Annotated in this window: 18 protein-coding genes and 2 tRNA genes; 13 read left to right on the forward strand and 7 right to left on the reverse strand. The window is 44.0% G+C overall.

Features of this window, described 5'->3' with window-relative positions:
• Positions 1-18: 18 nt before the first annotated feature.
• Together ACTXGK_RS28800 and ACTXGK_RS28805 are read right to left on the reverse strand one after the other, a co-directional pair.
• The gene (locus ACTXGK_RS28800; protein ID WP_443514649.1) at positions 19-1,125 is read right to left on the reverse strand and encodes an alkene reductase; all 1,107 of its coding nucleotides are present in this window, start codon (positions 1,123-1,125) and stop codon (positions 19-21) included.
• A 212-nt stretch (positions 1,126-1,337) separates the two neighbouring features.
• The gene (locus tag ACTXGK_RS28805; RefSeq protein WP_443514650.1) at positions 1,338-2,267 is read right to left on the reverse strand and encodes a DMT family transporter; all 930 of its coding nucleotides are present in this window, start codon (positions 2,265-2,267) and stop codon (positions 1,338-1,340) included.
• A gap of 604 nt (positions 2,268-2,871) precedes the next feature.
• Between ACTXGK_RS28805 and ACTXGK_RS28810 the strand changes: the two genes are divergently transcribed.
• From ACTXGK_RS28810 to ACTXGK_RS28825, 4 genes are all read left to right on the forward strand, one after another.
• On the forward strand, positions 2,872-3,285 hold the full coding sequence (locus tag ACTXGK_RS28810) for a hypothetical protein (protein WP_443514651.1): 414 nt from the start codon (positions 2,872-2,874) through the stop codon (positions 3,283-3,285).
• 271 nt (positions 3,286-3,556) lie between these two features.
• The gene (lplA, locus tag ACTXGK_RS28815; protein WP_443514652.1) at positions 3,557-4,561 is read left to right on the forward strand and encodes a lipoate--protein ligase; all 1,005 of its coding nucleotides are present in this window, start codon (positions 3,557-3,559) and stop codon (positions 4,559-4,561) included.
• A gap of 209 nt (positions 4,562-4,770) precedes the next feature.
• Positions 4,771-5,187, forward strand: a complete 417-nt coding sequence (locus ACTXGK_RS28820) for a VOC family protein (protein WP_238036164.1) — start codon at positions 4,771-4,773, stop codon at positions 5,185-5,187.
• A gap of 109 nt (positions 5,188-5,296) precedes the next feature.
• Positions 5,297-6,064 (forward strand): lysozyme inhibitor LprI family protein, encoded by a 768-nt coding sequence (locus tag ACTXGK_RS28825; protein ID WP_443514653.1) that lies wholly within the window; start codon positions 5,297-5,299, stop codon positions 6,062-6,064.
• Positions 6,065-6,209: 145 nt separating this feature from the next.
• Here ACTXGK_RS28825 and ACTXGK_RS28830 read toward each other — a convergent pair whose 3' ends face one another.
• A complete protein-coding gene (locus ACTXGK_RS28830; RefSeq protein WP_443514654.1) occupies positions 6,210-8,345 on the reverse strand; it encodes a 2,4-dienoyl-CoA reductase FMN-binding domain-containing protein in 2,136 nt (711 codons plus the stop codon).
• A gap of 410 nt (positions 8,346-8,755) precedes the next feature.
• Here ACTXGK_RS28830 and ACTXGK_RS28835 point away from each other — a divergent pair, with 410 nt between their 5' ends.
• The gene (locus tag ACTXGK_RS28835) at positions 8,756-10,420 is read left to right on the forward strand and encodes an AMP-binding protein (protein ID WP_443514655.1); all 1,665 of its coding nucleotides are present in this window, start codon (positions 8,756-8,758) and stop codon (positions 10,418-10,420) included.
• A 207-nt stretch (positions 10,421-10,627) separates the two neighbouring features.
• Here the strand turns inward: ACTXGK_RS28835 and ACTXGK_RS28840 are convergent, their stop codons facing one another.
• The 4 genes from ACTXGK_RS28840 to hemA form a co-directional block, all read right to left on the reverse strand.
• Entirely contained in the window at positions 10,628-11,047 is a 420-nt protein-coding gene (locus ACTXGK_RS28840; RefSeq protein WP_443514656.1) for a DUF6691 family protein, read from the reverse strand.
• Between the two features lie 95 nt (positions 11,048-11,142).
• A complete protein-coding gene (locus ACTXGK_RS28845) occupies positions 11,143-11,580 on the reverse strand; it encodes a YeeE/YedE family protein (protein WP_443514657.1) in 438 nt (145 codons plus the stop codon).
• Positions 11,581-11,788: 208 nt separating this feature from the next.
• Entirely contained in the window at positions 11,789-12,925 is a 1,137-nt protein-coding gene (locus ACTXGK_RS28850) for an aminotransferase class V-fold PLP-dependent enzyme (RefSeq protein WP_443514658.1), read from the reverse strand.
• A gap of 491 nt (positions 12,926-13,416) precedes the next feature.
• Positions 13,417-14,808 carry a glutamyl-tRNA reductase gene (hemA, locus tag ACTXGK_RS28855; RefSeq protein ID WP_443514659.1) on the reverse strand — a complete coding sequence of 464 codons (1,392 nt, stop codon included), beginning with the start codon at positions 14,806-14,808 and terminating at the stop codon, positions 13,417-13,419.
• Positions 14,809-15,359: 551 nt separating this feature from the next.
• Between hemA and ACTXGK_RS28860 the strand changes: the two genes are divergently transcribed.
• The 8 genes from ACTXGK_RS28860 (at position 15,360) to pth (ending at position 22,619) form a co-directional block, all read left to right on the forward strand.
• Positions 15,360-17,297, forward strand: coding sequence for a tetratricopeptide repeat protein (locus tag ACTXGK_RS28860; protein ID WP_443514660.1), 1,938 nt, complete (start codon positions 15,360-15,362; stop codon positions 17,295-17,297).
• A gap of 178 nt (positions 17,298-17,475) precedes the next feature.
• The gene (gene lolB, locus ACTXGK_RS28865) at positions 17,476-18,105 is read left to right on the forward strand and encodes a lipoprotein insertase outer membrane protein LolB (RefSeq protein WP_443514661.1); all 630 of its coding nucleotides are present in this window, start codon (positions 17,476-17,478) and stop codon (positions 18,103-18,105) included.
• A gap of 76 nt (positions 18,106-18,181) precedes the next feature.
• The gene (gene ispE / locus ACTXGK_RS28870) at positions 18,182-19,147 is read left to right on the forward strand and encodes a 4-(cytidine 5'-diphospho)-2-C-methyl-D-erythritol kinase (RefSeq protein ID WP_443514662.1); all 966 of its coding nucleotides are present in this window, start codon (positions 18,182-18,184) and stop codon (positions 19,145-19,147) included.
• 167 nt (positions 19,148-19,314) lie between these two features.
• Positions 19,315-19,390 (forward strand) — tRNA-Gln (locus tag ACTXGK_RS28875).
• Positions 19,391-19,629: 239 nt separating this feature from the next.
• Positions 19,630-19,705 (forward strand) — tRNA-Gln (locus ACTXGK_RS28880).
• Between the two features lie 110 nt (positions 19,706-19,815).
• The gene (locus tag ACTXGK_RS28885; protein WP_057758042.1) at positions 19,816-20,763 is read left to right on the forward strand and encodes a ribose-phosphate pyrophosphokinase; all 948 of its coding nucleotides are present in this window, start codon (positions 19,816-19,818) and stop codon (positions 20,761-20,763) included.
• Positions 20,764-21,170: 407 nt separating this feature from the next.
• Entirely contained in the window at positions 21,171-21,860 is a 690-nt protein-coding gene (locus ACTXGK_RS28890; RefSeq protein ID WP_201601199.1) for a 50S ribosomal protein L25/general stress protein Ctc, read from the forward strand.
• Positions 21,861-22,037: 177 nt separating this feature from the next.
• Complete coding sequence (pth, locus tag ACTXGK_RS28895) at positions 22,038-22,619, forward strand: aminoacyl-tRNA hydrolase (protein ID WP_093067285.1); 582 nt, start codon at positions 22,038-22,040, stop codon at positions 22,617-22,619.
• The last annotated feature ends 79 nt before the right edge of the window (positions 22,620-22,698 follow it).

A 22,698-nucleotide genomic window follows, 5' to 3' on the forward strand; every position in this document is an offset into this window, starting at 1 on the left:
AACCGACTAATAAACGAACTACTGCGCCTGATCCATAAACGGATAGTCAGTATAGCCTTCAGAGCTGCCACCATAGAAAGACTCTGGGTGCTGCTCATTGAGCGGTGCGCCTTTTTGGATACGCTCAGCCAAATCAGGGTTGGCGATATAGTCACGACCGAAAGCAACCGCATCGATATAACCAGCTTTGATATTTCTTTCTGCTTTATCGGCATCGTAGCCACCCGCTGCGATGATGGTCTGATCGAACGCATCACGGACGCGCTGACGGAACTCGTCGCTATAAGGCGTACCACCTGCCCAATCTGGCTCAGATAAATGTAGATACATTAGACCGCGTTTGTTGATTTGCTCAATCATCCAAACGTTTTCATCTTCGTTATAGCCCGCTTCTACATTGTTGAATGTACCAAGTGGTGAGATACGGATACCGACATGGTCTGCATCCCAAGCATCCACACACGCATCGATGACATCTAAGGTCAAACGCGCACGATTTTCGCGGCTACCACCGTACTCATCATCGCGCTGGTTGGTTTGCTCAACCCAGAACTGATGTAACAGATAGCCGTGAGCACCATGGATTTCTACCCCATCAAAGCCGACTTCTTTGGCATTCTTAGTCGCTTGCGCAAAATCAGCAATAACTTGTTTGATTTCATCAAGCGTGGCTGGACGTGGTGGCGTGGCATCCACGCGAATCGCTTGGTTGTCGCTATCACGTAGTGAGGTGCGGATACCAACATCGACATCTGATGCTGAAATCGGTGCGCGACGTTCAGGCTGTACGCTCTCATGCGAGACAAGACCGGTATGCCATAACTGTACGACGATCTTGCCGCCTTTAGCATGGACATTGTCAACAATCGTTTTCCATGCAGTGGTTTGGTCTTGAGTGTGTACACCAGGCGCGCCAGCGTAGCCTTTTGCCTGAAATGAAATTTGTGTCGCCTCAGTAATGACCAAACCAGACCCTGCGCGCTGTGAATAGTATTCACTTGCCAATGCAGTCGGTACATCACCTGGCTCAACTGAGCGCAGACGCGTGAGCGGTGCCATAATGATGCGATTTTTTAGGGTTTGGGTGCCCATTTTAACGGGTTCAAATAAGTTATCGTGTGCCATGATATATCCTGTTCGTTATTGTATTGAGCGGTAGTAAGAACTATCAAACTCTGTTTAGAAATACTTATGATATTATTAGAAAATCTACGTTTAACGCCTATCTTTATAGGGGATAGATCTTATTATTCCAAGCAATATTTACAAACAGATACAGCAATATTCACCTATACAAATCTTTGTGTTTGGTTACTACGAAGACTGTTTACTAAGCCTTAAATACTACTCGTCTGAGTCTTGCTTTTTGGCTTTAGCATCTTCTTAATAGACAGCTCTAATGACAGATATGTGCCGAACAATATCACGACTGAACCAATGATGGCCTGTATATTTAGCGCCTCGCCAAGCAATAAATAACCCAAAATAATCGCAAAAATTGGGATGACTAACGTAATACTCGTGGCGCGCGTCGGCCCAATGTTTTTGATCAACTGATTCATAAAAATAAGAGCAATGGCTGTTGAAAACACGCCGATACAAATGACCGATACCCATGCTTTTATACTGATCTCTTTGCCATAAGGAAACTCAGTAAAGGCCACTGGCAACATGATGATGCTACCGATGATGAGTGAGCCTGCTGTAATGGCAACGGGTGAGACGTTGTATAAGTAGTTTTTGGTGATGTTCGCGCCAAGCGCATAACCCACACAAGCAAACAAGGCATAGCCCATTGGTAATAAACCCTCGACCAAGCCTTTACCCTGCTCGCCGCCACCGAATAAGCTTTCGCTCATCAATATAATTACCCCAACTACCCCAATCACCAAACCAAGCGCTTGTTTTTTGGACAGTCTGTCTTTAAAGAAAACGCGAGCGATAAAGCCGCTCATCATCGGTACAGAAGCGTTTAGTACGGCGAGTACGCCTGCGTTCACTGATTGCGCAGAAAAAGAAAACAACACGAATGGCAGCGCTGCCGAGAACAAACCAACCAGCGCGAGCATTTTCCAATGCGCTTTGATACCGACTCTGTTTTTCTTCTTTAACAATACAAAGACGAGCATGACCAATCCGGCAAATATCACTCGTAGACTGGCAAATGCTAATGAACCGAACTCAGGCACGCCGATCCGATAAAACACAAAAGAGAGTGACCACATAAAAGAGAGGGTCACAAAGATGATGAGATCACGGTTGGTCATCGGATAATCCTATTAAGCGCGTAGACTGCATTTACCAACTCGTGTCGGTCATAAGTGTCTGATATATGGTAGAAATTATCATGCTATCAAAATATATCACGATAAATTTTTGATGGTTTGGTGAGTGATTTTTATAAAAATTATGGTAAGTTTTCTTCTTATTTTTTCATTTATTTAAAGCCGTTTTCAGGTTTCTAGCTGCTCTATATGCACATAAATTAAGCCTAGCATTTCGTTGAGCCCCACACCGTCAGAAGCTCTTATTCTTTACCTTGCCTACTTTAGCTTATTTTAGCGACTCTCTATTCATATACTCGCAAACTCCGAAGTCACCCTTGAGTAATCTGTTATGTTAGTAGGTATAAAAATCAAACTCACTTTGATATCAAACGCTCATCACAACAAGGTGCTATAAAAGATAATCTTAATAACACCAATATTAGAGCAGAATTTATCTAACAAATCCCAATCTGCATTAAAAATATAATATCTGATATTTGTTTACTAATTATCTAGTATTTGTAATGCTAGTCGATGTTAACCGTGTCAAGAAAATAACTGACAAACAGGATGAGCAGTCATTACTATTTATTGAGGAATAATTATGAAGAAAATCGCTTTTTTGATAGGGAGTATGACAGTTGCAACGGCTGGTTTTTGCGGCGTCGGTCAATATTCAGACGCGACTATTTGTTACGTCTATAAGCAAGACACATTACAAAAAAAGCTGACTTGTCGATACAATGTCGTTGAGGGTGCAGCGATGAGTTATAGTTTTAGGCAAGTTTCTTATACCTTGCCAGGATTTGGCAAAATGGCCACATCTAATCAAGCAAACTACAATGACCGTAATGAGATCACTGGATGGACGACCACAGTCAATGACGAGCCCGCGATCATCAGATATCGTCTGCCAACCAATCAGCGTATCGTCAGTGATGCCTATGCGCAATCTGGCAAAGCGGTTATGCAGTGTTATCTCAGTACCAAATCGCAGTGGGAAATCTGTGCTGAGTAGGATGAGATAGTATTGATACTTAAAAGATCATAAAGCTAAGTATTTTACTCAGCTTTTTAGTAAACGTTGTCAAAACCTAACAAGCTATCTCTATCAGCCTTAGCTCTAACATAAGAATCATTCAAATAATCTACCGAATCACGTTATCTTACTCAAAGCTCAAGCCATCCTCCCTACCACACACTCATTGAATTCCAACGCTGCATCGGTAAGAATGTCTGTACCTATTTATAACACTCACCCTATAAAAACTATTAAAAAAGGATCCATCATGAAACTGCGCATCTTAAAGTCTGCGGTGACCAATCCTTGGTTCAATCTTGCCACCGAGGATTGGATATTTAATACACTCGATGCCGACTCGCATACATTATTTTTGTGGCGCAACTCTGAGACCGTAGTCATTGGTCGCTCGCAAAACCCATGGGTCGAGTGCAAGACGGATAAGATGGCGGCAGACGATGTGTTTTTGGCGCGGCGGCAGAGTGGCGGCGGCGCGGTATTTCATGATTTAGGCAACACCAATTTTACTTTTTTATCCCCAAAAAATTCTTATGACCAAACGGCTAATTTTACCATTATCATCAATGCGCTGAAAAAACTGGGTATAGATGCCACCTTATCTGGTCGTAATGACATGCAAGTGGGCGACAGAAAAATATCGGGCAGCGCCTTTAAACACGCCGCCGATCGCAGCTTTCATCACGGGACATTACTGGTCAATGCCAACATGCAAAAGCTTGGCGACTATCTCAATCCGCATCCGCTAAAGCTTAAAGCCAAAGGCATCAAATCTGTACGCGCACGTGTGGCAAACTTAGTGGAGTTCAATGATGCCATCAATCATGAGACGTTGTCTGAGGCGATTATTGAGGCGTTTTGTGAATACTATGGAGAGACTGCGCCAGTTGAGCAGTTGGATGAAGCCAGCCTTGCCAAGCAGCCAACGCTAAACGCTTACTATCAGCAGATGGCTGACTGGGATTGGCGTTTTGGCAAGACACCTGAGTTTAGCCATCATATCGAGACGCGCTTTGATTGGGGCATGATAGATGTGCATATGGATGTCAAGCAAGCTGTGATTACAGAAGTTGTCATCTTTTCCGATGCTCTAAATGTTGAGCTGATTGATTTGTTCAAAGAGACATTGACTGGTGTGAAATATAATAAGCATGAGATAAAAAATATGCTTGCTGAATTAGCAAACGCGCAACCTGAGTTGGCAGCACAGGTGAATGATTTTGAGCAGTGGTTGGTTGGGGAGATAGAGGGTTAGATTTTGCGACGTCAGATTTAATCTAGTAAGTATTGCAGGGTATGTCACTTGCACTGCTTGATAAAAAGTTACTGACACAAATGCGCTCTATATAGTTAATGGTATGGATATCATACATACGCCATTTGAGCTTTTGTATATTAATGATGCATAACCAGCACTCTGCTATTACTCGATTTTTTATGAATAATCAATATTAAGGTATTTTCATGAAGTACTTACATGCAATGATTAGAACCAACAAACTAGAAGAAACGTTGTTTTTCTATTGTGACCTTATGGGCTTACAACTGCTAAGAAAGAGAGACTCTGAATCAGGCAGATTCAGCTTATATTTTTTAGCAACGCATGAGGGTGCGCCGGAGATTGAGGTAACGCACAACTGGGATGAAAGAGAATATACCAATGGCGATAATTTTGGGCACTTTGCCTTTAGAGTCGACAACATATACGCGCAGTGCGACACCTTTATACAGGCAGGGATCGAGATATTAAGACCACCTAGAGATGGCCATATGGCTTTTGTTAAAGACCCTAATAATATCTCAATTGAGCTGCTACAAAATGGTGAAGACTTAGAACCTATTGAGCCCTGGATTTCGATGGAAAATATTGGCAGTTGGTAGGTGAGTAAGGCTAACTAGGCTGATTTTTTTTGCAGAAAGTGATGATGACACGTATATCACAGTTATATCTTTCTTAAAATATAACCAAGCTCTAAAAATTGAGGACAATATGAAAAAGTTATGCATCACTACAATCGGTATTTTAGGCACTTGCCTACTTTCCACTTATGCAAATTCAGCAAGTTTTGATTGCAACAAGGCTGCTACGTGGGTAGAAAAAACAGTTTGCGAAAGCTCTGAGCTCTCTAAGCTTGATGACACAATGGCAAAAAAATATAAAAGCGATCTTGACGCTGCTCCTAACTATGAAGACAGCAAAGCTTTTAAAGATAGGTTCATTGCTAATCAACGCACATGGCTGAATTTTCAGCGTAATACCTGTAAAAGTGAAGAGTGTCTGATACGTGAGTATAAAGAGTATATCGAAGAGCAAACCAATTACGGTATGGCTCGGAATTTTTCAGATGAATTAAGTCCTTCTGATTTACCGAGTAAAAGTGCCTTTGGTAAGTTTTCTCAAACCTCTCAAATCTCAATATATAATTCAGGTACTCAGCGCTGGGAAGATACGGGAGAGGCAAAAAACACGGTATCGATTCATAGTGTCGCTAATAAGCCTTATCTTTCCATTATCGATGGCGTTTTGATTTTTACCAATGCTCATACCTGTGATTTGGGAGAGAGTAAAGCCATATGGTCACAGAATCATTGGGTCATTAATGATGAACAGTCAAACAAAGATGTTGAGCTACGTTTATATCCAGCATTTTATAAAGGTAGGACTCAGTTGTTATTGAGAGACATTGATAACCAGTATAGAGAACTGCATTGTGGTATGCGAGGATATTTTGACGGGATTATATTAGAACGAGAGTAAGTGAACAAAATCTCTTGATTGTCTCAGAATAAACATAAGCTGAACTGAAGATCTAATTTAATAAGTTAAATTTTCATTCTAAAGAAAAAAGGACGGCAAGGAATATCCCTTCGCCGTCCATTATTTAACACTCATGCTAAAAATTTTAGATCTGAGCCGCAACCTCAGCCCCATCACGAATCGCGCGTTTGGCATCTAGCTCAGCTGCCAGTTTGGCACCGCCGATGAGGTGATATTGCGCATCTGGCGCATCGCCGACATTTGGCATTAGCTCGACCACGGACTCTTGACCTGCGCAGACGACGACACTATCGACACGGAGTAGCTGGCTTTGACCTTGCGAGTTGGTCACCCAAATACCTTCGTTGGTGATTTTGTCATACTGCACGCCAGCGACTTGGATGACGCCGTGCGATTTGATATGCGCGCGATGTACCCAGCCTGAGGTTTTGTTCAGACCACTACCCAGACGACCTTTGCTACGCTGCATTAAATACACTTGGCGAATAGGCTTGATGGCTTTGGGTCTGACCAGTCCGCCATCACTTTGATAGTCAGTATCATTGGTCACACCCCACTCTTCGCGCCACTCACTGATGGACTGCGGTTCAGGGCGATAATCTGGATCTTTTAGACCTTCAGGCCCGATCTCATCGAGCGATTTACCATGATTGGCGGTCAGATATTCACTGACATCAAAGCCAATACCGCCCGCACCGATAACCGCTACGGTGTTGCCCACGGCTTTTTCGCCAGAGAGCAATTCTGCATAGCTGATCACTTGTGGCAGATCAGCCCCTTCAAGCTTACCTGCGAGACTTCTAGGTACGACGCCAGTGGCGACAATGACATGATGGAACTTGGCTTTTTCCAGCATCTCTTTATCGACAAAGGTATTGATTTTGATCTCAACGCCTAAATGCTCAAGCTCATTGATATAGTAGCGAACGGTCTCAAAGAACTCTTCTTTGCCAGGGATGACTTTGGCGTAGTTAAACTGTCCACCCAATACGTCTTTTGCTTCAAACAAAGTCACGTCATGACCACGTAAGGCTGCGACATGAGCGGCTGACATACCAGCGACACCGCCACCGATAACGGCGACTTTTTTCGGCTTTTTCGCTTTTTTGTAGACCAGCTCTGTCTCATAGCACGCTTGCGGATTGACGAGACAGGTTGAGCGTTTGTTTTCAAACGTATGGTCGAGGCACGCTTGGTTACAAGCGATACAGGTATTAATGCGGTCTGTCTGACCGTTTTTGGCTTTATTGACCCAGTGTGCATCCGCCAAGAATGGACGCGCCATTTGAATCATGTCAGCTTGACCAGTAGCAACGATTTCTTCTGCCGTGTCTGGCATATTGATACGGTTGGCCGCCATCATCGGGATGCTGATATGTTTTTTGATCTCAGCGGTGAAATCAACGAAAGCGGCGCGTGGTACGCTGGTCACGATAGTTGGGACACGCGCTTCATGCCAGCCGATGCCCGTGTTCATAATGGTCACGCCTGCTGCTTCTAGCGCTTTGGCCACGGTGATGACTTCATCCATAACGTTACCGTCTTTAACCAAGTCGATCACCGACAGGCGGAATAGGATAATAAAGTCTTCACCAACGGCTTCACGAACGGCTTTGACCACATCAACGGCAAACTTCATGCGACCTTGAATATCACCACCATAACTGTCTTTGCGCTTGTTCACATGACTGGATAAAAACTGATTAAGCAGATAGCCCTCTGAACCCATGATTTCGACACCGTCATAGCCTGCTTGCTTAGCAAGACGCGCTGAACGAGCATAGTCTTTGACCGTCTGCTCAATATTTTTGATGCTCATCTTGCGCGGTTTAAACGGTGAGATTGGTGATTTGATTGGGCTAGAGGATACTGCAAAAGGATGATAGCCATAGCGACCACTGTGCAATATCTGCATGATGATTTTGCTGTCATGCTTATGCACAGCACGAGTGACGCGCTGATGATTGATAACGTCAGCTTTGGTATTCATCGTGCCGCCAGCAGGCAACAACCACCCTTCGCGATTGGGCGAGATACCGCCTGTGATCATCATTGCCACGCCGCCACGGGCACGCTCTGCAAAATACGCCGCTAGCTTGCCATAATTATAAAAACGGTCTTCAAGCCCTGTGTGCATAGAGCCCATAACCATGCGGTTTTTTAGCGTGGTAAAACCCAAGTCCAATGGCTCAAATAAATGCGGATAATATTCGTTAGTGCTGGCAGTTGCGATCGTATTGGCAGAACGGCTGGCGGTCATATCATTTTCCTTATGAATGTCTTTTGAGACGGCTTCTTAAAAATGGCTTTGTAGAAATAGTGGTGCTACGGGATTTAGCGTTACTGGTATCGTAACACACCGCTATTATCGTCAGCTATGCAGACAAACGACTGATGAGTGAGCACTATATGAATAATTATAATGAAAGGCGCTGGCTATAACGTTGACTTGTGGCGTATGGTTAGGTGAGTATCATTAAACCGCTCTAAATTTCTAAAACGACTGTCTATAATGGCTTTTTATAATAAGACAGGTATTTTATAAATTACTCCTCACAGAATAATGGATTAATCGATAAACATCGACTATTCTAAACCCTTTCTGTATTAAATTACGGTGCTGCGTTACCCTATTGACGCGTTATAAAAATACGATAAAGGATTATCATCATGACAGATTTTCATACTGGTCTCGGCAAAAACGCCGCCAATTATCAACCACTTACTCCTATTGATTTTATTATCCGTAGCGCTCAGGTTTATCCCGATAAGACTGCGATCATTTATGATGACCTTGCGCACAACAACCTCATCCAGACGTGGCAACAAACTTATACGCGCTGCCGTCAATTGGCGGATGGCTTACGCAAACTGGGTATTGATAAAAATGACACAGTCGCCGTCATGCTGCCAAACACACCTGCAATGGTCGAATGCGCCTTTGGCGTACCCATGTCAGGCGGCGTACTCTGTACATTGAACACGCGCCTTGATATCAACGCCCTGACCTTTTGTTTGCAGCATTCAGAGGCCAAGGTTCTTATCTTGGACAGTGAGTTTGCGGAGCACGCCGAGATCATCGATGAGACTTTCCCAAACCTCATTGTCATTCACGCGACCGATCATGCTATCGATGTCGAGCCGTTTGGACAGATGAGCTATGAAGCATTGGTTGCCAGTTCAGACAGCTTGGATAATTGGGAGATGCCAGCAGACGAATGGGATGCCATTGCTCTGAATTACACCTCTGGCACGACTGGCAAACCCAAAGGCGTCGTTTATCATCATCGCGGTGCTACGCTCAATGCGGTGTCGAACATTTTAGATTGGGACATGCCAAAGCACCCCATGTACTTATGGACATTGCCGCTATTTCATTGTAACGGTTGGTGCTTCCCGTGGACCATCGCCGAGCGCGCTGGGGTGAATGTGTGCTTACGTAAAATTGACGCGGATTTGATATTGCAGCTGATTGCCAAGCATCAAGTGACTCATTATTGCTCTGCGCCAGTCGTGCACAATATGATTGCTGGCGGCAAACCTGAGTACAAAGAAGCCATCACTCATACCGTCAAAGGCTGGGTCGCTGGCGCACCGCCATCTGAAACCATGCTAGCAGCAATGGAAGCGATGGGCTTTCATATCTCTCACGTCTACGGTCTCACTGAAGTCTATGGGCCAGTGACCGTCTGCGCTGAGCAAGAAGAATGGAATGATCTTGATGTCGCCAGTCGCGCCCAAAAGAAATCACGTCAAGGTATGACTTCTCACTTGATGACAGGATTTGAGGTATTTAAACAAGGTACTACCGAGCCTGTTGCTGCCGATGGCGAAGAGATGGGTGAGCTGGCACTACGTGGCAATATGGTGATGAAAGGCTATCTAAAAAGTCGTAAAGCCACCGAAGAAGCCTTCGCTGATGGCTGGTTCCGCACGGGTGATTTGGGTGTCAAATACCCTGACGGCTATATCAAAATTATGGACAGGCTCAAAGACATCATCATCTCAGGCGGTGAGAATATCTCTAGCATTGAGGTAGAAAACGTCTTATACAAACTACCTGCGATTGAGAGCTGTGCGGTCGTCGCCGCGCCACATGATAAATGGGGCGAAGTGCCCGTTGCCTTTATCGAGATTCATGCTGGTAGTACCTTGCAACGCGATACGGTGATGGCGCATTGTAGCCAGCATTTAGCAGGTTTTAAAGTGCCAAAATATATCGTCTTTGCTGAAATCCCAAAAACCAGTACGGGTAAAGTACAAAAGTTTGAGCTACGCCAAGCGGCCAAATCCTTGGCACATGAAATGCCCAAAGTAACCGCCAGTGCTAAGTGACCTGAAAATACATTAAATCATGTCATCAACTAACATTCATAAAAAAGGTCAATCACATATACGTGGCTGACCTTTTTTCGAGTGCTAGCCTATTTATACTATAGTTGGTTCAATATAATTTGGAGACAAGGAAGCCAAGTAAAAGTACTACAAATAGTAGACTAAGCGAGGCTGACACCGTATCCAATTTATAGAGAACTAACTATATCAGCCAAGTTTAGGCTCAAGCCACTGATAGACCAGCATCCCTATGATCATCGCAGGGATAAACACATACGCTTGCCATTGACCCGTCCCAAGTAAAACGATGCCTGGCCCTGGGCAAATACCCACCAAACCCCAGCCGATACCAAACAATATGGCCCCGATAATCAGTTGTTTGGTGATGATGGTTTTACTTGGCATGTCAATTGGCGTGCCAATCCAGCTACTCTGTTGACGCTTGGCCAACAGCACACCAAAAAATGCAACGAACAAACCACCACCCATCACCAGTGCAAGGGAGATATCCCATGCGCCAAATATGTCCAAAAACCCTTGTACTTTTACAGGGTCGGTCATACCTGACACCAGTAACCCAAATCCAAACAGTAACCCTGCCAGCAATCCAATTATATTTTTTAGCATCGTCGTATCTCGCTATTATTATCTTCTATTAACTATCATATGTCGTGCGCGCTTTAGTGCTACTAGCAATCTCATAACAATCTGCCATTAAGCATTTATAGTAGCCCTAGTACATGACGACCGATATACACGGTCACAATACCAAACAGCATAAAGGTCACGGTCGCTACCAATGAGCGTGGAGATAGGCGGGCATTACCGCAAATACCATGACCACTCGTGCATCCTGAGCCAAGACGCGTGCCAAAGCCAACCAATAGCCCTGCGACAATCAACAGCGGCAAAGAAGTGCTGATCTCTACATCAGGTAGCGGTCTTGCCAGCCCGTACAGCACGGGCGATATGACCAAACCCAGTATAAACAGTACCTGCCACATCTCTACACGCTTGGGTTTTAGCAAGCTTGAAAAAATACCACTGATACCGGCTATACGCCCGATGCCGAGCAGTAAGATAACTGTCGCCACCCCTAGCATCAGACCACCTACTAAAGATATCGGTGTAAATGCCTGCCAGTCTATTTGTATACTCATAACGGACTACCCATTTAGGTTTATTAAGTATTTGCTTAACTTTCGATTTATATAAATATATTATATTATAAAATATAATAAAAGGGTAAAAAAATACTGAGCACGTATGATTATAATAACGGCTCAGTATTTTATGATGATAAAAGCGTCTTAAGAACGACTTATAAAAGTAGCGATATCATTTTAAAAGGTTTCTTAATTAATATTTCTACTGGCTTAGTACTTCATCCAGTGCGGACTCAAAACGCGCTACGGTACCATCGATATCGGTCAATTTATCCAAGCCAAACAGACCCAAACGGAACGTCTTGAAGCTATCAGGCTCACCTACTTTTAAGGGTACGCCAGCGGCAATTTGTACACCCGCTGCCGCAAAAGCGCTGCCTTTATGCATATCATCACGATCGGTATAAGACACGACAACGCCAGGCGCTTGAAAGCCTTCAGCCGCAACGCTCTCGATGCCTTTAGCCTCTAATACTTCGCGGATACGTTTGCCAAGTGTCCACTGCGCCTCACATAGCTTATCAAAACCAACGACTTTGGCTTCATTAACCGCATCACGGAACTGGCGTAAGCTGTCTGTCGGCATCGTCGCATGGTAGGCATGACCACCATTTTCGTAAGCGCGCATGATGTTTAGCCATTGCTTTAGATCGATACTGAAGCTATCAGACTCGGTGCTGTCTACTTTTTTGACAGCGGCATCGCTTAGCATTACAAGACCAGCGCCCGGCGTACTGCTCCAACCTTTTTGTGGGGCGCTGATAAGCACATCGATACCCAAGTCTTTCATGTCTAACCAGACACAGCCTGACGCGATACAGTCGATAACCAGTAAGCCGCCGACGCTATGCACAGCCGCGCTTAATGCTTTGATATAGTCATCTGACAAAATCATCCCTGATGAAGTCTCGACATGCGGCGCAAATACCACTGCTGGTTGCTCTTCTTTAATCTTAGCCACCGCCGTGTCGATATCGACTGGTGCAAACGGCTTTGGTGACTCGCTATCGTCCGCACGATTGGCGGTGAGTACGGTTGATGATTTGGCAATTTTACCTTTTTCTAAGATTTGCGTCCAACGATAGCTGAACCAACCATTACGAATGATGAGGCAATCTTCGTCATTTGCCAGTTGTCGAGCGACCGCTTCCATACCATAAGTACCAGAACCCGGCACAATCACCACGGCATCCGCGTTGTAGACAGATTTTAGATCACTAGATAAGTCGTTCATCACTTGCTGAAAGGCCTTTGACATATGGTTCAGCGCGCGATCGGTGTAAACCACTGAATACTCTAATAAGCCGTTTGGATCGATATCTTGACGTAATGCAGGCATTGAACACTCCTAGTATATGATTAGATGATGACTATCTCTTAATTCTTTGTACCGTAATATCGGGATAGGAAATAATATAGATACTAATATCGTTAAGTACCATAGATGATTGGTATCAACCGAATACTCATATCGAACAAAATGAAGAAGATATAGGATAGACAAGATAGCCCTTTAACCCAGCGCTATTGTCTCTGATGATGAGGTCATGTGCTGTTTTGATATCAATGCTTAAGATTTATGATATGCAAACGCACTGACTACAATGAAGACTGATAGTGCCCATAAACATTAAGCGAAACTATTTCTAGTCACATTATAAGCGAGTACCAGCACCCTATTTTAAGCCAAACTGCCTTGACCCAAATCATCCATAAAATTTGATAGTAGCACTGATACCAGAGGTTGACAACGATACGCTCAGGCACTGATACGGCTTGCGCAATTAGAGTTTTATTGGTAAGTATTCATTGATCGACACTGTGAGAATCTTAACGCCCGCGATGGGCATCCTGCAGTCCAGAGACCACAAAATCTAGCAAATCGCTATCACCTTCGCGGGCGGCTTTGCGCATCAGCTTGGATGGTGCGTGCGTCAGTGTTTGGGTCAGGCGCCGTGACAGTTCAATGAGAATGTCTTCTGGACTGACATCATCTTGTTGCAGCTTGGTAATGGACTCATGCAGTAGCTTATCTACTTGATTTTGAGTACAGGTACGGTATTGCTGGATGTCTTTACCCACTTGCCGAACTTGAAAGCGACGATCTATTTCAACGACTAATTGACTGACTAAAAGTTCCGCATCGACCGCCGCTTGCCGACGCTGCTCAATATTACCGGCAATCACATGCTGCAAATCATCGACAGAATACAGATAGACATCATCAATGCGACTGATGGTTGAGTCAATATCGCGCGGTACGGCCAAATCTATCATCAACATTGGCTGATAACGGCGACGCTTGAGCGCTTGCATGGTCATGGTTTTATCAATTAATAAATCCATACTGCCACTACAGCTGCTGACAATATCGGCTTCTGCCAATACTTGCGGCAACTCTTGCAAGGGTCTTACGTCTATACGGCGATTGGGACTACGCAACTCCGCCGCCAATGCCTCAGCACGCTCAGGATTACGATTGCAAATAATCACTCGTCCGACGCCAAGACCAGCGATATGGGTAGCAACCAAGCGATTCATCTCACCTGCCGCGACGACCAATAGCGTCCGACTGGGCAAGTCATCAAATATTTGCGTGACCAATTTAGCCGCCGCAAAACTCAGCGATACTGCTTGAGCACCCACTTGCGTCTCATTACGTACTCGTTTGGCAGCGGCAAACACTTGATCAACGATCCAACCGAGCTGATTGCTCAATACTTTTTGCTCTTGTGCCAAATGCACAGAGCGCTTGATTTGACCAAGTATCTGCGGCTCACCCAGTATCATAGAATCCAGCCCCGCTGCGACTCTTAGCCAGTGGGTCAATGCGTGCGTGTCGCGGTGCACATAGAGATAAGGGTCGATATCATCGAGTGGCAGCTGTTTGAATTCAGCAAGCCACGTCTTAATCTTGAGGATATGAGCGCTGATCATGCTTGATGTGACATGAGCACTGCTACTAAAATCATTATGAGAGATGGCGTGGTCTGTCTGCTCATTGACTGCCGAGCTTGATGCGTGTGAGTGGTGCGGCGTCAACGTATGGGGCACAAGCGCATAAATCTCAGTACGGTTGCAAGTAGAGACAATCACGCTGCCATCAGTGAAGGATTCTATTTGCTCAAGCGCAACATTCACATCGTCACCCACCAGCGCCAAGCGCTCTCGCAGAGCGACTGGTGCAGTTTTGTGATTGACCCCAATGACCACTAATCTCATTATTGATAGACCATAAACATGCCGCTCAGCTGCTCACTCACGCTATCTCATTATTTTTAAAAGACAGTTTTTGACGACAGCGCTGAAAGGAAGACCCTAAAAACCGCTTATTATATCATTATTGCTGGCGTTAATTAACACTCACCCATCTATGATAGCTATATCTCTGTATCTGGTCGCAAATGTAACAAATCAACTACCGATATGATTGATAAAATCAATGGATGTGTTTTGGCAAATGGTCGCTAAGACCACCATAAATCATTCGCTTAGTCTCTCCTAACTTGTTATATTTTCACAGTATTCTGATCAATACACCTATTTGAATAAAAATATTAGCAAAATAACTCATGCTTAAAACAAGTATCAGTCATAGCGTATCAATAGAATGATGATTGCTCAGATATGAGTAACACGGATGCTATTGTTTATACTGTTCATCTGCTCTTATAATGTTTGTCATGGGTACTCGTTACCACTATTTGATTTGAAATGATTAAAATAAAATTGCCTCAGCTATGTAGGTAAACCATGGGCGAACACGGCTATCTATGATGTTTTTTGGATCATTATCTAGATCACAACCTCTTTATAACGAGCAATCTAGCCTCCGCGCTTTATTGCAGGTCGTTATCGATCGTTTGTGCCAGCGTTATAAGCTAGCGTTGTCATTGGCCGTCTGTTTATGCCTTGCCGTACCTGCGCATGCCAGCCATGCTGATACAGAGTTGGCCGCAAAAACGCCACGAGCATCAGTCATTACTAGCGATAATGGGGTAAATAACAACGTTATTTCTAGCACCTCTATCAGCACGACTGTTCATAAAAACAGCCAAATGACAGATAGCGTGACCAACATTGATGGTCTAGCGCCAGCTAGCTTATGGCAGCCTGAACTCAATGAACCCAGTTTATATGCTCTATTAGATGCAGAATTTGCTGCGGATCGTGATGACAAACAACGTGCGATTACGATCTATAAACAACAATCTTTTAAAGAAGATGCCACAGCGGTCTTTGAGAGGGCACTGACTCTATCACTGCGTAATGAAAGGGTTGAGGATTCATTAGCATTTGCCAAATCATGGCAAGATCAGAATCCTGATCATGTACCTGCTTGGTTCTATGTGGCGCATTTGGCACTACGGGCACACGACTATATCTTAGCTGGCGAGACCTTAAACCGCATCTTGCGCTACGATCCGCGTGCAGATTTGAGCGAAATCCTTATCGGTATTTATCCCAATAATGACGATGACAAACGCGAGCTGCTTGCCGCTTTGCAGCCACTAGATAGTGAGCAAAACGCCTCATTATCCGTATTAAAAGCTGGTTTACTTTACCAATTTAATGAGCCCGAAATCGCTATCGTACATATCAACCGTGCGCTAGAGCGCCAGCCTGATTATGTGCCTTTTATCACCCTAAAGGCTGATATCTTGCGCAAAATCGTTACAGCAGAAACCGTGGTCAACTATATAAGCCAAGCACGCTTGCGCAATCCTGATAGCAAAAGTTTGTACCTGTACGAGATTCGCTACTTATTAGACTTAAAACAAAGCGAGCAAGCTTGGAAACTATTGCTTGAGGCCCACAGCCGCTTTAACGATGATGCTGAAATTACCTTGCTAGCAGCATTAGTGAGCTTGGATATCGAAGAATATGCGAGTGCAGATGATCTACTCAATATGCTTGCCAAAAACCCCGCTTACCTTGACCAAGCTTATTACTATCTCGGTATCAGTGCCGAGCGTCAGCAACAGTTTGATAAGGCCAAATACTATCTCAATGGCGTGATGCAAGAAGACTTAGTATTAGAAGCACGTCGCAAGGTAGTCGCGTTTGAATTGCTCAATGACGACGTCGACGCCGCCATTGCTACTTTAGAAAAGCTACGCAAAGACTTTACCGTATTCGCCCCTGACACCTTTGTGATGCAAGCCGATATTTTGTGGCAGCAAAATGAATCAGAAGAAGCCTTACGACTGTTGACGCGGGCCGCTCGTAAATATCCTGACAATGAGATGTTACTCTTTGCCCGTGTCCAACTGTTAGATGACAAAAGCGACTATGTCGTCAAACGTACGCTCCTTAACCATTTACAGGCGCTCGATCCTACCAATTTATCCTATCAGCTCAGTTATGCACAGTTGCTATTGGCCAACGAGCGTAGCTCTGAGCAAGGTCTGGCGCTTGCCACCGCAATTATTCAGATTCGCTATGACGATCCGCGCTATGATAATGACCTTCATCTACAAGCTCTCAATGTACTGGCGGGTAATGCATTGGCCAAAGAAAACTATAAGCAAGTCATCGACTATCTACAAACGCCTTACGATGTGCTCCCAACTCTGCGCTCAGGCACTCTATTACTGCGTGCTTATCAAGGTCTCGGCAATAACGAAAAAGTCGAAGCACTACTTGCAGACTTGCAACAGCGATTCTCCTTTGGACAACATAATATCAATGACAGCATACAGCTATATTGATATTGTTTTTTCAAAATAACTGTTGCGGCGTGATGCCATCAGGCTTGGTAAATGACAAAGCACTTATCAATTACAAGGGACGTATAAGAAGCTAACAGCCGTGCATAACCGAGCAACAAATAGCCCTTAAGCTAATATCTTTGTTAACCTGTCCATTTTCCCATTTTGAGAAAACATTATGTCAGCATCAACGATGTCTTATAAACCAAATAAACTGGCTTTGCTTACTGCGATAGCTACTACAATGGTGATTACCTCTGGCTGTCAGTCATTAAAAACAGCCAACGCGACCAATCAACCAACCACGATGCAAGGTCAAAACGCTGATCAGCCCAAAAAGCTAGAGAGCTTTAACATCACGGGTAAAATTGGGGTGACAGCACCTGCTAATGACACCTCAGGTACCCAAGGCGGTAGTGCGTTTTATGCATGGGGACAAGAGAACGATCGCTTTGCCATTGAATTGATTGGCGCACTTGGTATTGGTAAAACCAACATTGAATATAATGGTCAAACCGCGACGTTAGTCAGTGAGAAAACAGGCACACTGACCGCCGATGATCCTGAGGAACTATTACAAAAAGCCACTGGCTGGCAAGCGCCCATCTCTCAAATGCCTTATTGGATCTCTGGTCGCCCAGCGCCCTCAGATAGCGCCCCGCAGCTTGATGCTCAAAACCGATTGGTAAGCTCAGTCAATGGCGACTGGAGTGCCAGCTTTACTTACAAAGGGAATGACAAACTCCCGAGTAAAATCAGTGCTGTGCAGCCACAAGGCAATAAAGTTGTGATGACGATCAATCACTAGTCCGTCATTACTAGTGTATCACCACTGAAAAATTAGCCCCTATTGCTCACTGCACTAGCTGTATATGATGAAAAATATGATGAAAAACATAGCCGAAGTATCTGACACTACTATTACTCGTTTGTCCCCTGCAAAAATCAATCTATTTTTGCATATTACTGGCAAGCGTGCTGACGGCTATCATGATTTGCAAACCGTGTTTCGCCTGCTTGATTGGGGTGATTATTTGCATTTTTCACTCATGGATAATGCTTTGGTACCAACGGCTGATAATAAAGCAGATGCCAACACCCTCTGTCATCAGCTATTGGTATTAGCTGGTGCCGAGGTGATAACTACCGACATAGAAGACAACTTAATCTTTAAAGCCGCGCGCGCATTGCTAGCGTTTGCCATAGAGTCAAATAAATTGCCAAGTCAATTAGTGCCAGTTCATGTCACGTTAGACAAGCATTTGCCTATGGGTGCAGGATTGGGCGGTGGCTCATCCAATGCCGCAACGACTATGCTGATGCTCAATGAGCTTTGGCAGCTTAACTTTACTCGCGATGAGCTGATAAAAATTGGTGCAAAGGTAGGCGCAGATGTGCCAATCTTTATCTTTGGTCAAGATGCCTTTGCCATGGGTATCGGTGAAGAATTAACTGCCATCAATTTACCTGACCAGCAGTATTTAGTCTTAACGCCTGAGGCGCATGTCAATACTGCCAAACTATTCGCCCACCCCAAACTACAGCGAGATATCGCTCCTATATCGATTGATACGATTAAAAATCAATCCAATGATTATGTTCAAAATTTGAATACGCCTTATCACAATGTCTTTACTCCAGTAGTGACGAGCCTCGCTCCTGCTGTTGCAGAGGCTTTGAATTATTTGCAAGGGTTGGAGACGCAGGCAATGAGTACCGCACGCATGACTGGCTCAGGTAGTGCAGTATTTTTACCCTTAGATGCGAGTATTACCTCTGATAAAGCGCTGTTGGTAACATGGATTGAAAGTGCGCCTTGTTCGGGGTATGTTGTTAGAAACTTAAAATAGAACATATAGCCTTTAGATTTCTTATCATCTGCATAAGGACAAAGGTAGGATTGCCTATTTTAATTTGCTAAAATAGCGCCAGCAACAACCTATGATGAATAAATACCAGAAAAACCCGCAAATGACTTGCAAAATCTGAAAATTTACTTATAATAGGTCGCCACAATAGGGGTATAGCCAAGTTGGTAAGGCATCAGGTTTTGATCCTGACATCCGTTGGTTCGAGTCCAGCTACCCCTGCCATTTTTTAGTACGAAGCGTTAGAAATACACTGAGTATAAGCGGTTTATAGATAACCTCTTATACTATTGTCATTGACAACGTTATCCCAGTTTCGGTATAGTTCGCAATGAACACCGCTAGGGAAAAGTTATGTTTTAGACGGCTCAATCGTTTATAAGATAACTGACAGGTCATGACACCATTCTAAGAATGACTATTAGTCGCTATTAGCTTTCGGTTGTTCATAGCCTAGACATTACAGGGGTATAGCCAAGTTGGTAAGGCATCAGGTTTTGATCCTGACATCCGTTGGTTCGAGTCCAGCTACCCCTGCCATTTTTTACTGTAATAGTAGTCATCAACCCTTTTCACCATTCTTTTCTTAATTTGAGCAGTTTGTCACTGCTTAGCGGTCGCTGCTTGAGTCAATCAATAGGACTTCTGTCATGCCTTATTTGGCGATTTTTACGGGTAATGCCCACCCAGAATTAGCAAAAACCGTAGCCGATCATCTTCATATACCTCTTGGTAAAGCTGACATCACGCGTTTTTCTGATGGCGAAATTGCCGTGGAAATCAAAGAACACGTACGTGGTAAAGATGTGTTTATCATGCAGCCTACTTGTGCACCGACCAACGACAACTTAATGGAAATCATGATGATGGCAGACGCCCTGCGTCGCTCTAGTGCTGGTCGTATCACGGCTGTTATGCCGTACTTTGGTTATGCTCGTCAGGATCGTCGTCCACGTTCAGCTCGTGTGCCTATCTCGGCTAAAGTCGTCGCTGACATGCTAAACATCGTCAGTATCGATCGCGTCATGACTGTTGATTTGCACTCAGATCAGATTCAGGGTTTCTTTGATATTCCTGTAGACAATATCTACGGCACACCTGTATTGCTAAACGACCTACAAAAGCAAGACTATGACAATATCATGGTGGTTTCACCTGATGTTGGCGGTGTGGTTCGTGCCCGTGCAATGGCTAAGCAGTTGGGTGATACCGACATGGCGATTATCGACAAGCGCCGTGCTCGTGCCAATGAGTCACAAGTCATGCACATCATCGGTGATGTTCGTGACCGTGATTGCGTTATCGTTGATGATATGGTCGATACGGCAGGTACCTTGTGTAAAGCTGCCGAAGCATTGAAAGAAAATGGTGCACGCCGCGTCTTAGCTTACATCACTCACCCTGTCCTATCGGGTAATGCACTCAAAAACATCAGCGAATCTGCGTTAGACGAAGTGGTCGTGACCGATACGATTCCATTATCAGCTGAAGCAAAAGCCTGTAGCAAAATCCGTCAGGTGAGTATCGCGCCAATGCTTGCTGAAAGCTTACGCCGTATTAATAATGAAGAATCTATTAGTGCGATGTTTGATGCCTAATATGAGACAGTCATTGCTATAAATTTTAATAGCATTGTGGTGACAATAAAAATTTAGTAATAAAAATAATAGCGTCAAGTATCAGTACTTGGCGCTATTTTTATGTAGGTACTTTGCGTAGGTCTTTATTATTACTACAAAATCCCGTATAATGCGCGCCTGTGCTGACCTTTTGTTTTATTCAATCAGGTTGGCATTATCAAAAGTGCTGATCATGCTGAACAATAATGGCTATTGTGGTAATTTTTACTATAAAAATCATTATTATAAGCAAATGGCTAACATCGATAGTTGTGTCATTTATACGCAACGATAGATATTAGCTCTCATCACGTATTAGTGGATTGGTCGCAAATCCACTTTTTTATGACCAGACACTTCATCATTCTTTTTATAGGATTATATCCATGAGCAATAATCATTTTGAACTAAACGCTACTGATCGTTCTGCTGAAATCCAAGGTAAAGGTGCGAGCCGCCGCCTACGTAAGCAGAACCTAGTTCCTGCTATCATCTATGGTGGTAATGAAGAGCCAACAGCGATCTCTATCAAAATCAACGAGCTAGTAAAAGCACTTGAGTTTGAAGCATTTTTCTCACACATCTTGACCATCAATGTTGACGGTACCGAGCATCAAGCCGTTATCAAAGACTTGCAGCGTCATCCTGCTAAAGGCTTCCCAATGCATGCTGACTTCCAGCGCGTTGTAAAAGGTCAAAAAATCCACATGAACGTTCCTGTGCATTTTGTTGGTCGTGAAGAAGCGCCAGGTACTGCTGCTGCTGGTGTACTATCTACCCTAGTATCTGATATCGAAGTTATCTGCTTACCATCACAGTTACCTGAATATCTAGAAGTAGATGTATCTGGTATGGAAATCGGTGATTTGTTCCGTCTATCAGACATCAAACTTCCTGAAGGCGTTGTGATTCATGAGCTTGAGCTAGAAGACGGCCATGACCGTACTATCGTTAACATGCAGCCACCAACGGTTGAAGAAGTTGATGAAGATGCTGACGACGTTGATGCTGATGAAGTACCAGCAACTGAGCAAAACGACGACGCTGATGCTGAAGAAAGCAAAGACGACGAGTAATATACTATGTCTAGGTAGCACTTTATTTTGTGCTACTTAGTAACAGACTCGTTTAGTTAAGAAGACAGCAGGTGATTTGAAATCTCCTGCTGTTTTTGTAAGTAAGGTTTGAGAATATACTATCTATCGATATTTTAAACCTTATCCTTATTTATCAAATTTAAGCAGGGTGTTTTTATGGCCATAAAGCTTATTGTCGGTCTTGGTAATCCTGGTCAGCAGTATATGTTTACGCGTCATAATGCCGGATTTTGGTTTGTCCATCATTTGGCGCAGCAGTTCAACATTACACTCTCCCCTGACAAAAAATTTCATGGGGTGACAGGACGTGGGCACATTCATGGCTCTGATGTGCGTTTACTTATGCCTCTCACGTTTATGAATAAATCTGGTCAGTCAGTCGTGCCTATGGTAAATTTTTATGGCATCAAAAACGACGAGTTATTGATTGCTCATGATGAGCTCGATATTCCCGCTGGTAGCATCAAACTCAAAACCGACGGCGGTCACGGTGGTCACAATGGCCTGCGTGATATTACGCCACATATCGGTAATGACTTTCATCGTCTGCGTGTGGGTATCGGCCATCCTGGTCACAAATCTAAAGTCAGTGGACATGTCCTCTCAAAAGCGTCTCCCGATGAGCAAATCGCCATTGATAGCGCATTGACGGCGGCTTTTGACGCGCTCCCACTATTGCTAGATGGTGATATCGAAAAAGCACGTTCACAAATCAATGGCTTTAAATTACCTGAATAAAATATTGCCTCTATGGTAATAGCCTTTTATTTTGGCAGGTTTGTCCCCATTAACCTTTTGATTTAGTTATTTAATATCA

Source organism: Psychrobacter sp. T6-5 (assembly GCF_052258485.2).
Lineage (GTDB): Bacteria > Pseudomonadota > Gammaproteobacteria > Pseudomonadales > Moraxellaceae > Psychrobacter.

Bases quoted from the DNA above. Each gene is read 5' to 3' on its own strand.
- ACTXGK_RS28840 (WP_443514656.1), bottom strand. From the start codon at position 11,047: ATGCTAAAAAATATAATTGGATTGCTGGCAGGGTTACTGTTTGGATTT.
- ACTXGK_RS28810 (WP_443514651.1), top strand. From the start codon at position 2,872: ATGAAGAAAATCGCTTTTTTGATAGGGAGTATGACAGTTGCAACGGCT.
- ACTXGK_RS28825 (WP_443514653.1), top strand. From the start codon at position 5,297: ATGAAAAAGTTATGCATCACTACAATCGGTATTTTAGGCACTTGCCTA.
- ACTXGK_RS28800 (WP_443514649.1), bottom strand. From the start codon at position 1,125: ATGGCACACGATAACTTATTTGAACCCGTTAAAATGGGCACCCAAACC.
- ACTXGK_RS28850 (WP_443514658.1), bottom strand. From the start codon at position 12,925: ATGCCTGCATTACGTCAAGATATCGATCCAAACGGCTTATTAGAGTAT.
- ACTXGK_RS28890 (WP_201601199.1), top strand. From the start codon at position 21,171: ATGAGCAATAATCATTTTGAACTAAACGCTACTGATCGTTCTGCTGAA.
- hemA (WP_443514659.1), bottom strand. From the start codon at position 14,808: ATGAGATTAGTGGTCATTGGGGTCAATCACAAAACTGCACCAGTCGCT.
- ACTXGK_RS28845 (WP_443514657.1), bottom strand. From the start codon at position 11,580: ATGAGTATACAAATAGACTGGCAGGCATTTACACCGATATCTTTAGTA.
- ACTXGK_RS28835 (WP_443514655.1), top strand. From the start codon at position 8,756: ATGACAGATTTTCATACTGGTCTCGGCAAAAACGCCGCCAATTATCAA.
- lplA (WP_443514652.1), top strand. From the start codon at position 3,557: ATGAAACTGCGCATCTTAAAGTCTGCGGTGACCAATCCTTGGTTCAAT.
- lolB (WP_443514661.1), top strand. From the start codon at position 17,476: ATGTCAGCATCAACGATGTCTTATAAACCAAATAAACTGGCTTTGCTT.
- ACTXGK_RS28805 (WP_443514650.1), bottom strand. From the start codon at position 2,267: ATGACCAACCGTGATCTCATCATCTTTGTGACCCTCTCTTTTATGTGG.
- ispE (WP_443514662.1), top strand. From the start codon at position 18,182: ATGATGAAAAACATAGCCGAAGTATCTGACACTACTATTACTCGTTTG.
- ACTXGK_RS28820 (WP_238036164.1), top strand. From the start codon at position 4,771: ATGAAGTACTTACATGCAATGATTAGAACCAACAAACTAGAAGAAACG.
- pth (WP_093067285.1), top strand. From the start codon at position 22,038: ATGGCCATAAAGCTTATTGTCGGTCTTGGTAATCCTGGTCAGCAGTAT.
- ACTXGK_RS28885 (WP_057758042.1), top strand. From the start codon at position 19,816: ATGCCTTATTTGGCGATTTTTACGGGTAATGCCCACCCAGAATTAGCA.
- ACTXGK_RS28830 (WP_443514654.1), bottom strand. From the start codon at position 8,345: ATGACCGCCAGCCGTTCTGCCAATACGATCGCAACTGCCAGCACTAAC.
- ACTXGK_RS28860 (WP_443514660.1), top strand. From the start codon at position 15,360: ATGATGTTTTTTGGATCATTATCTAGATCACAACCTCTTTATAACGAG.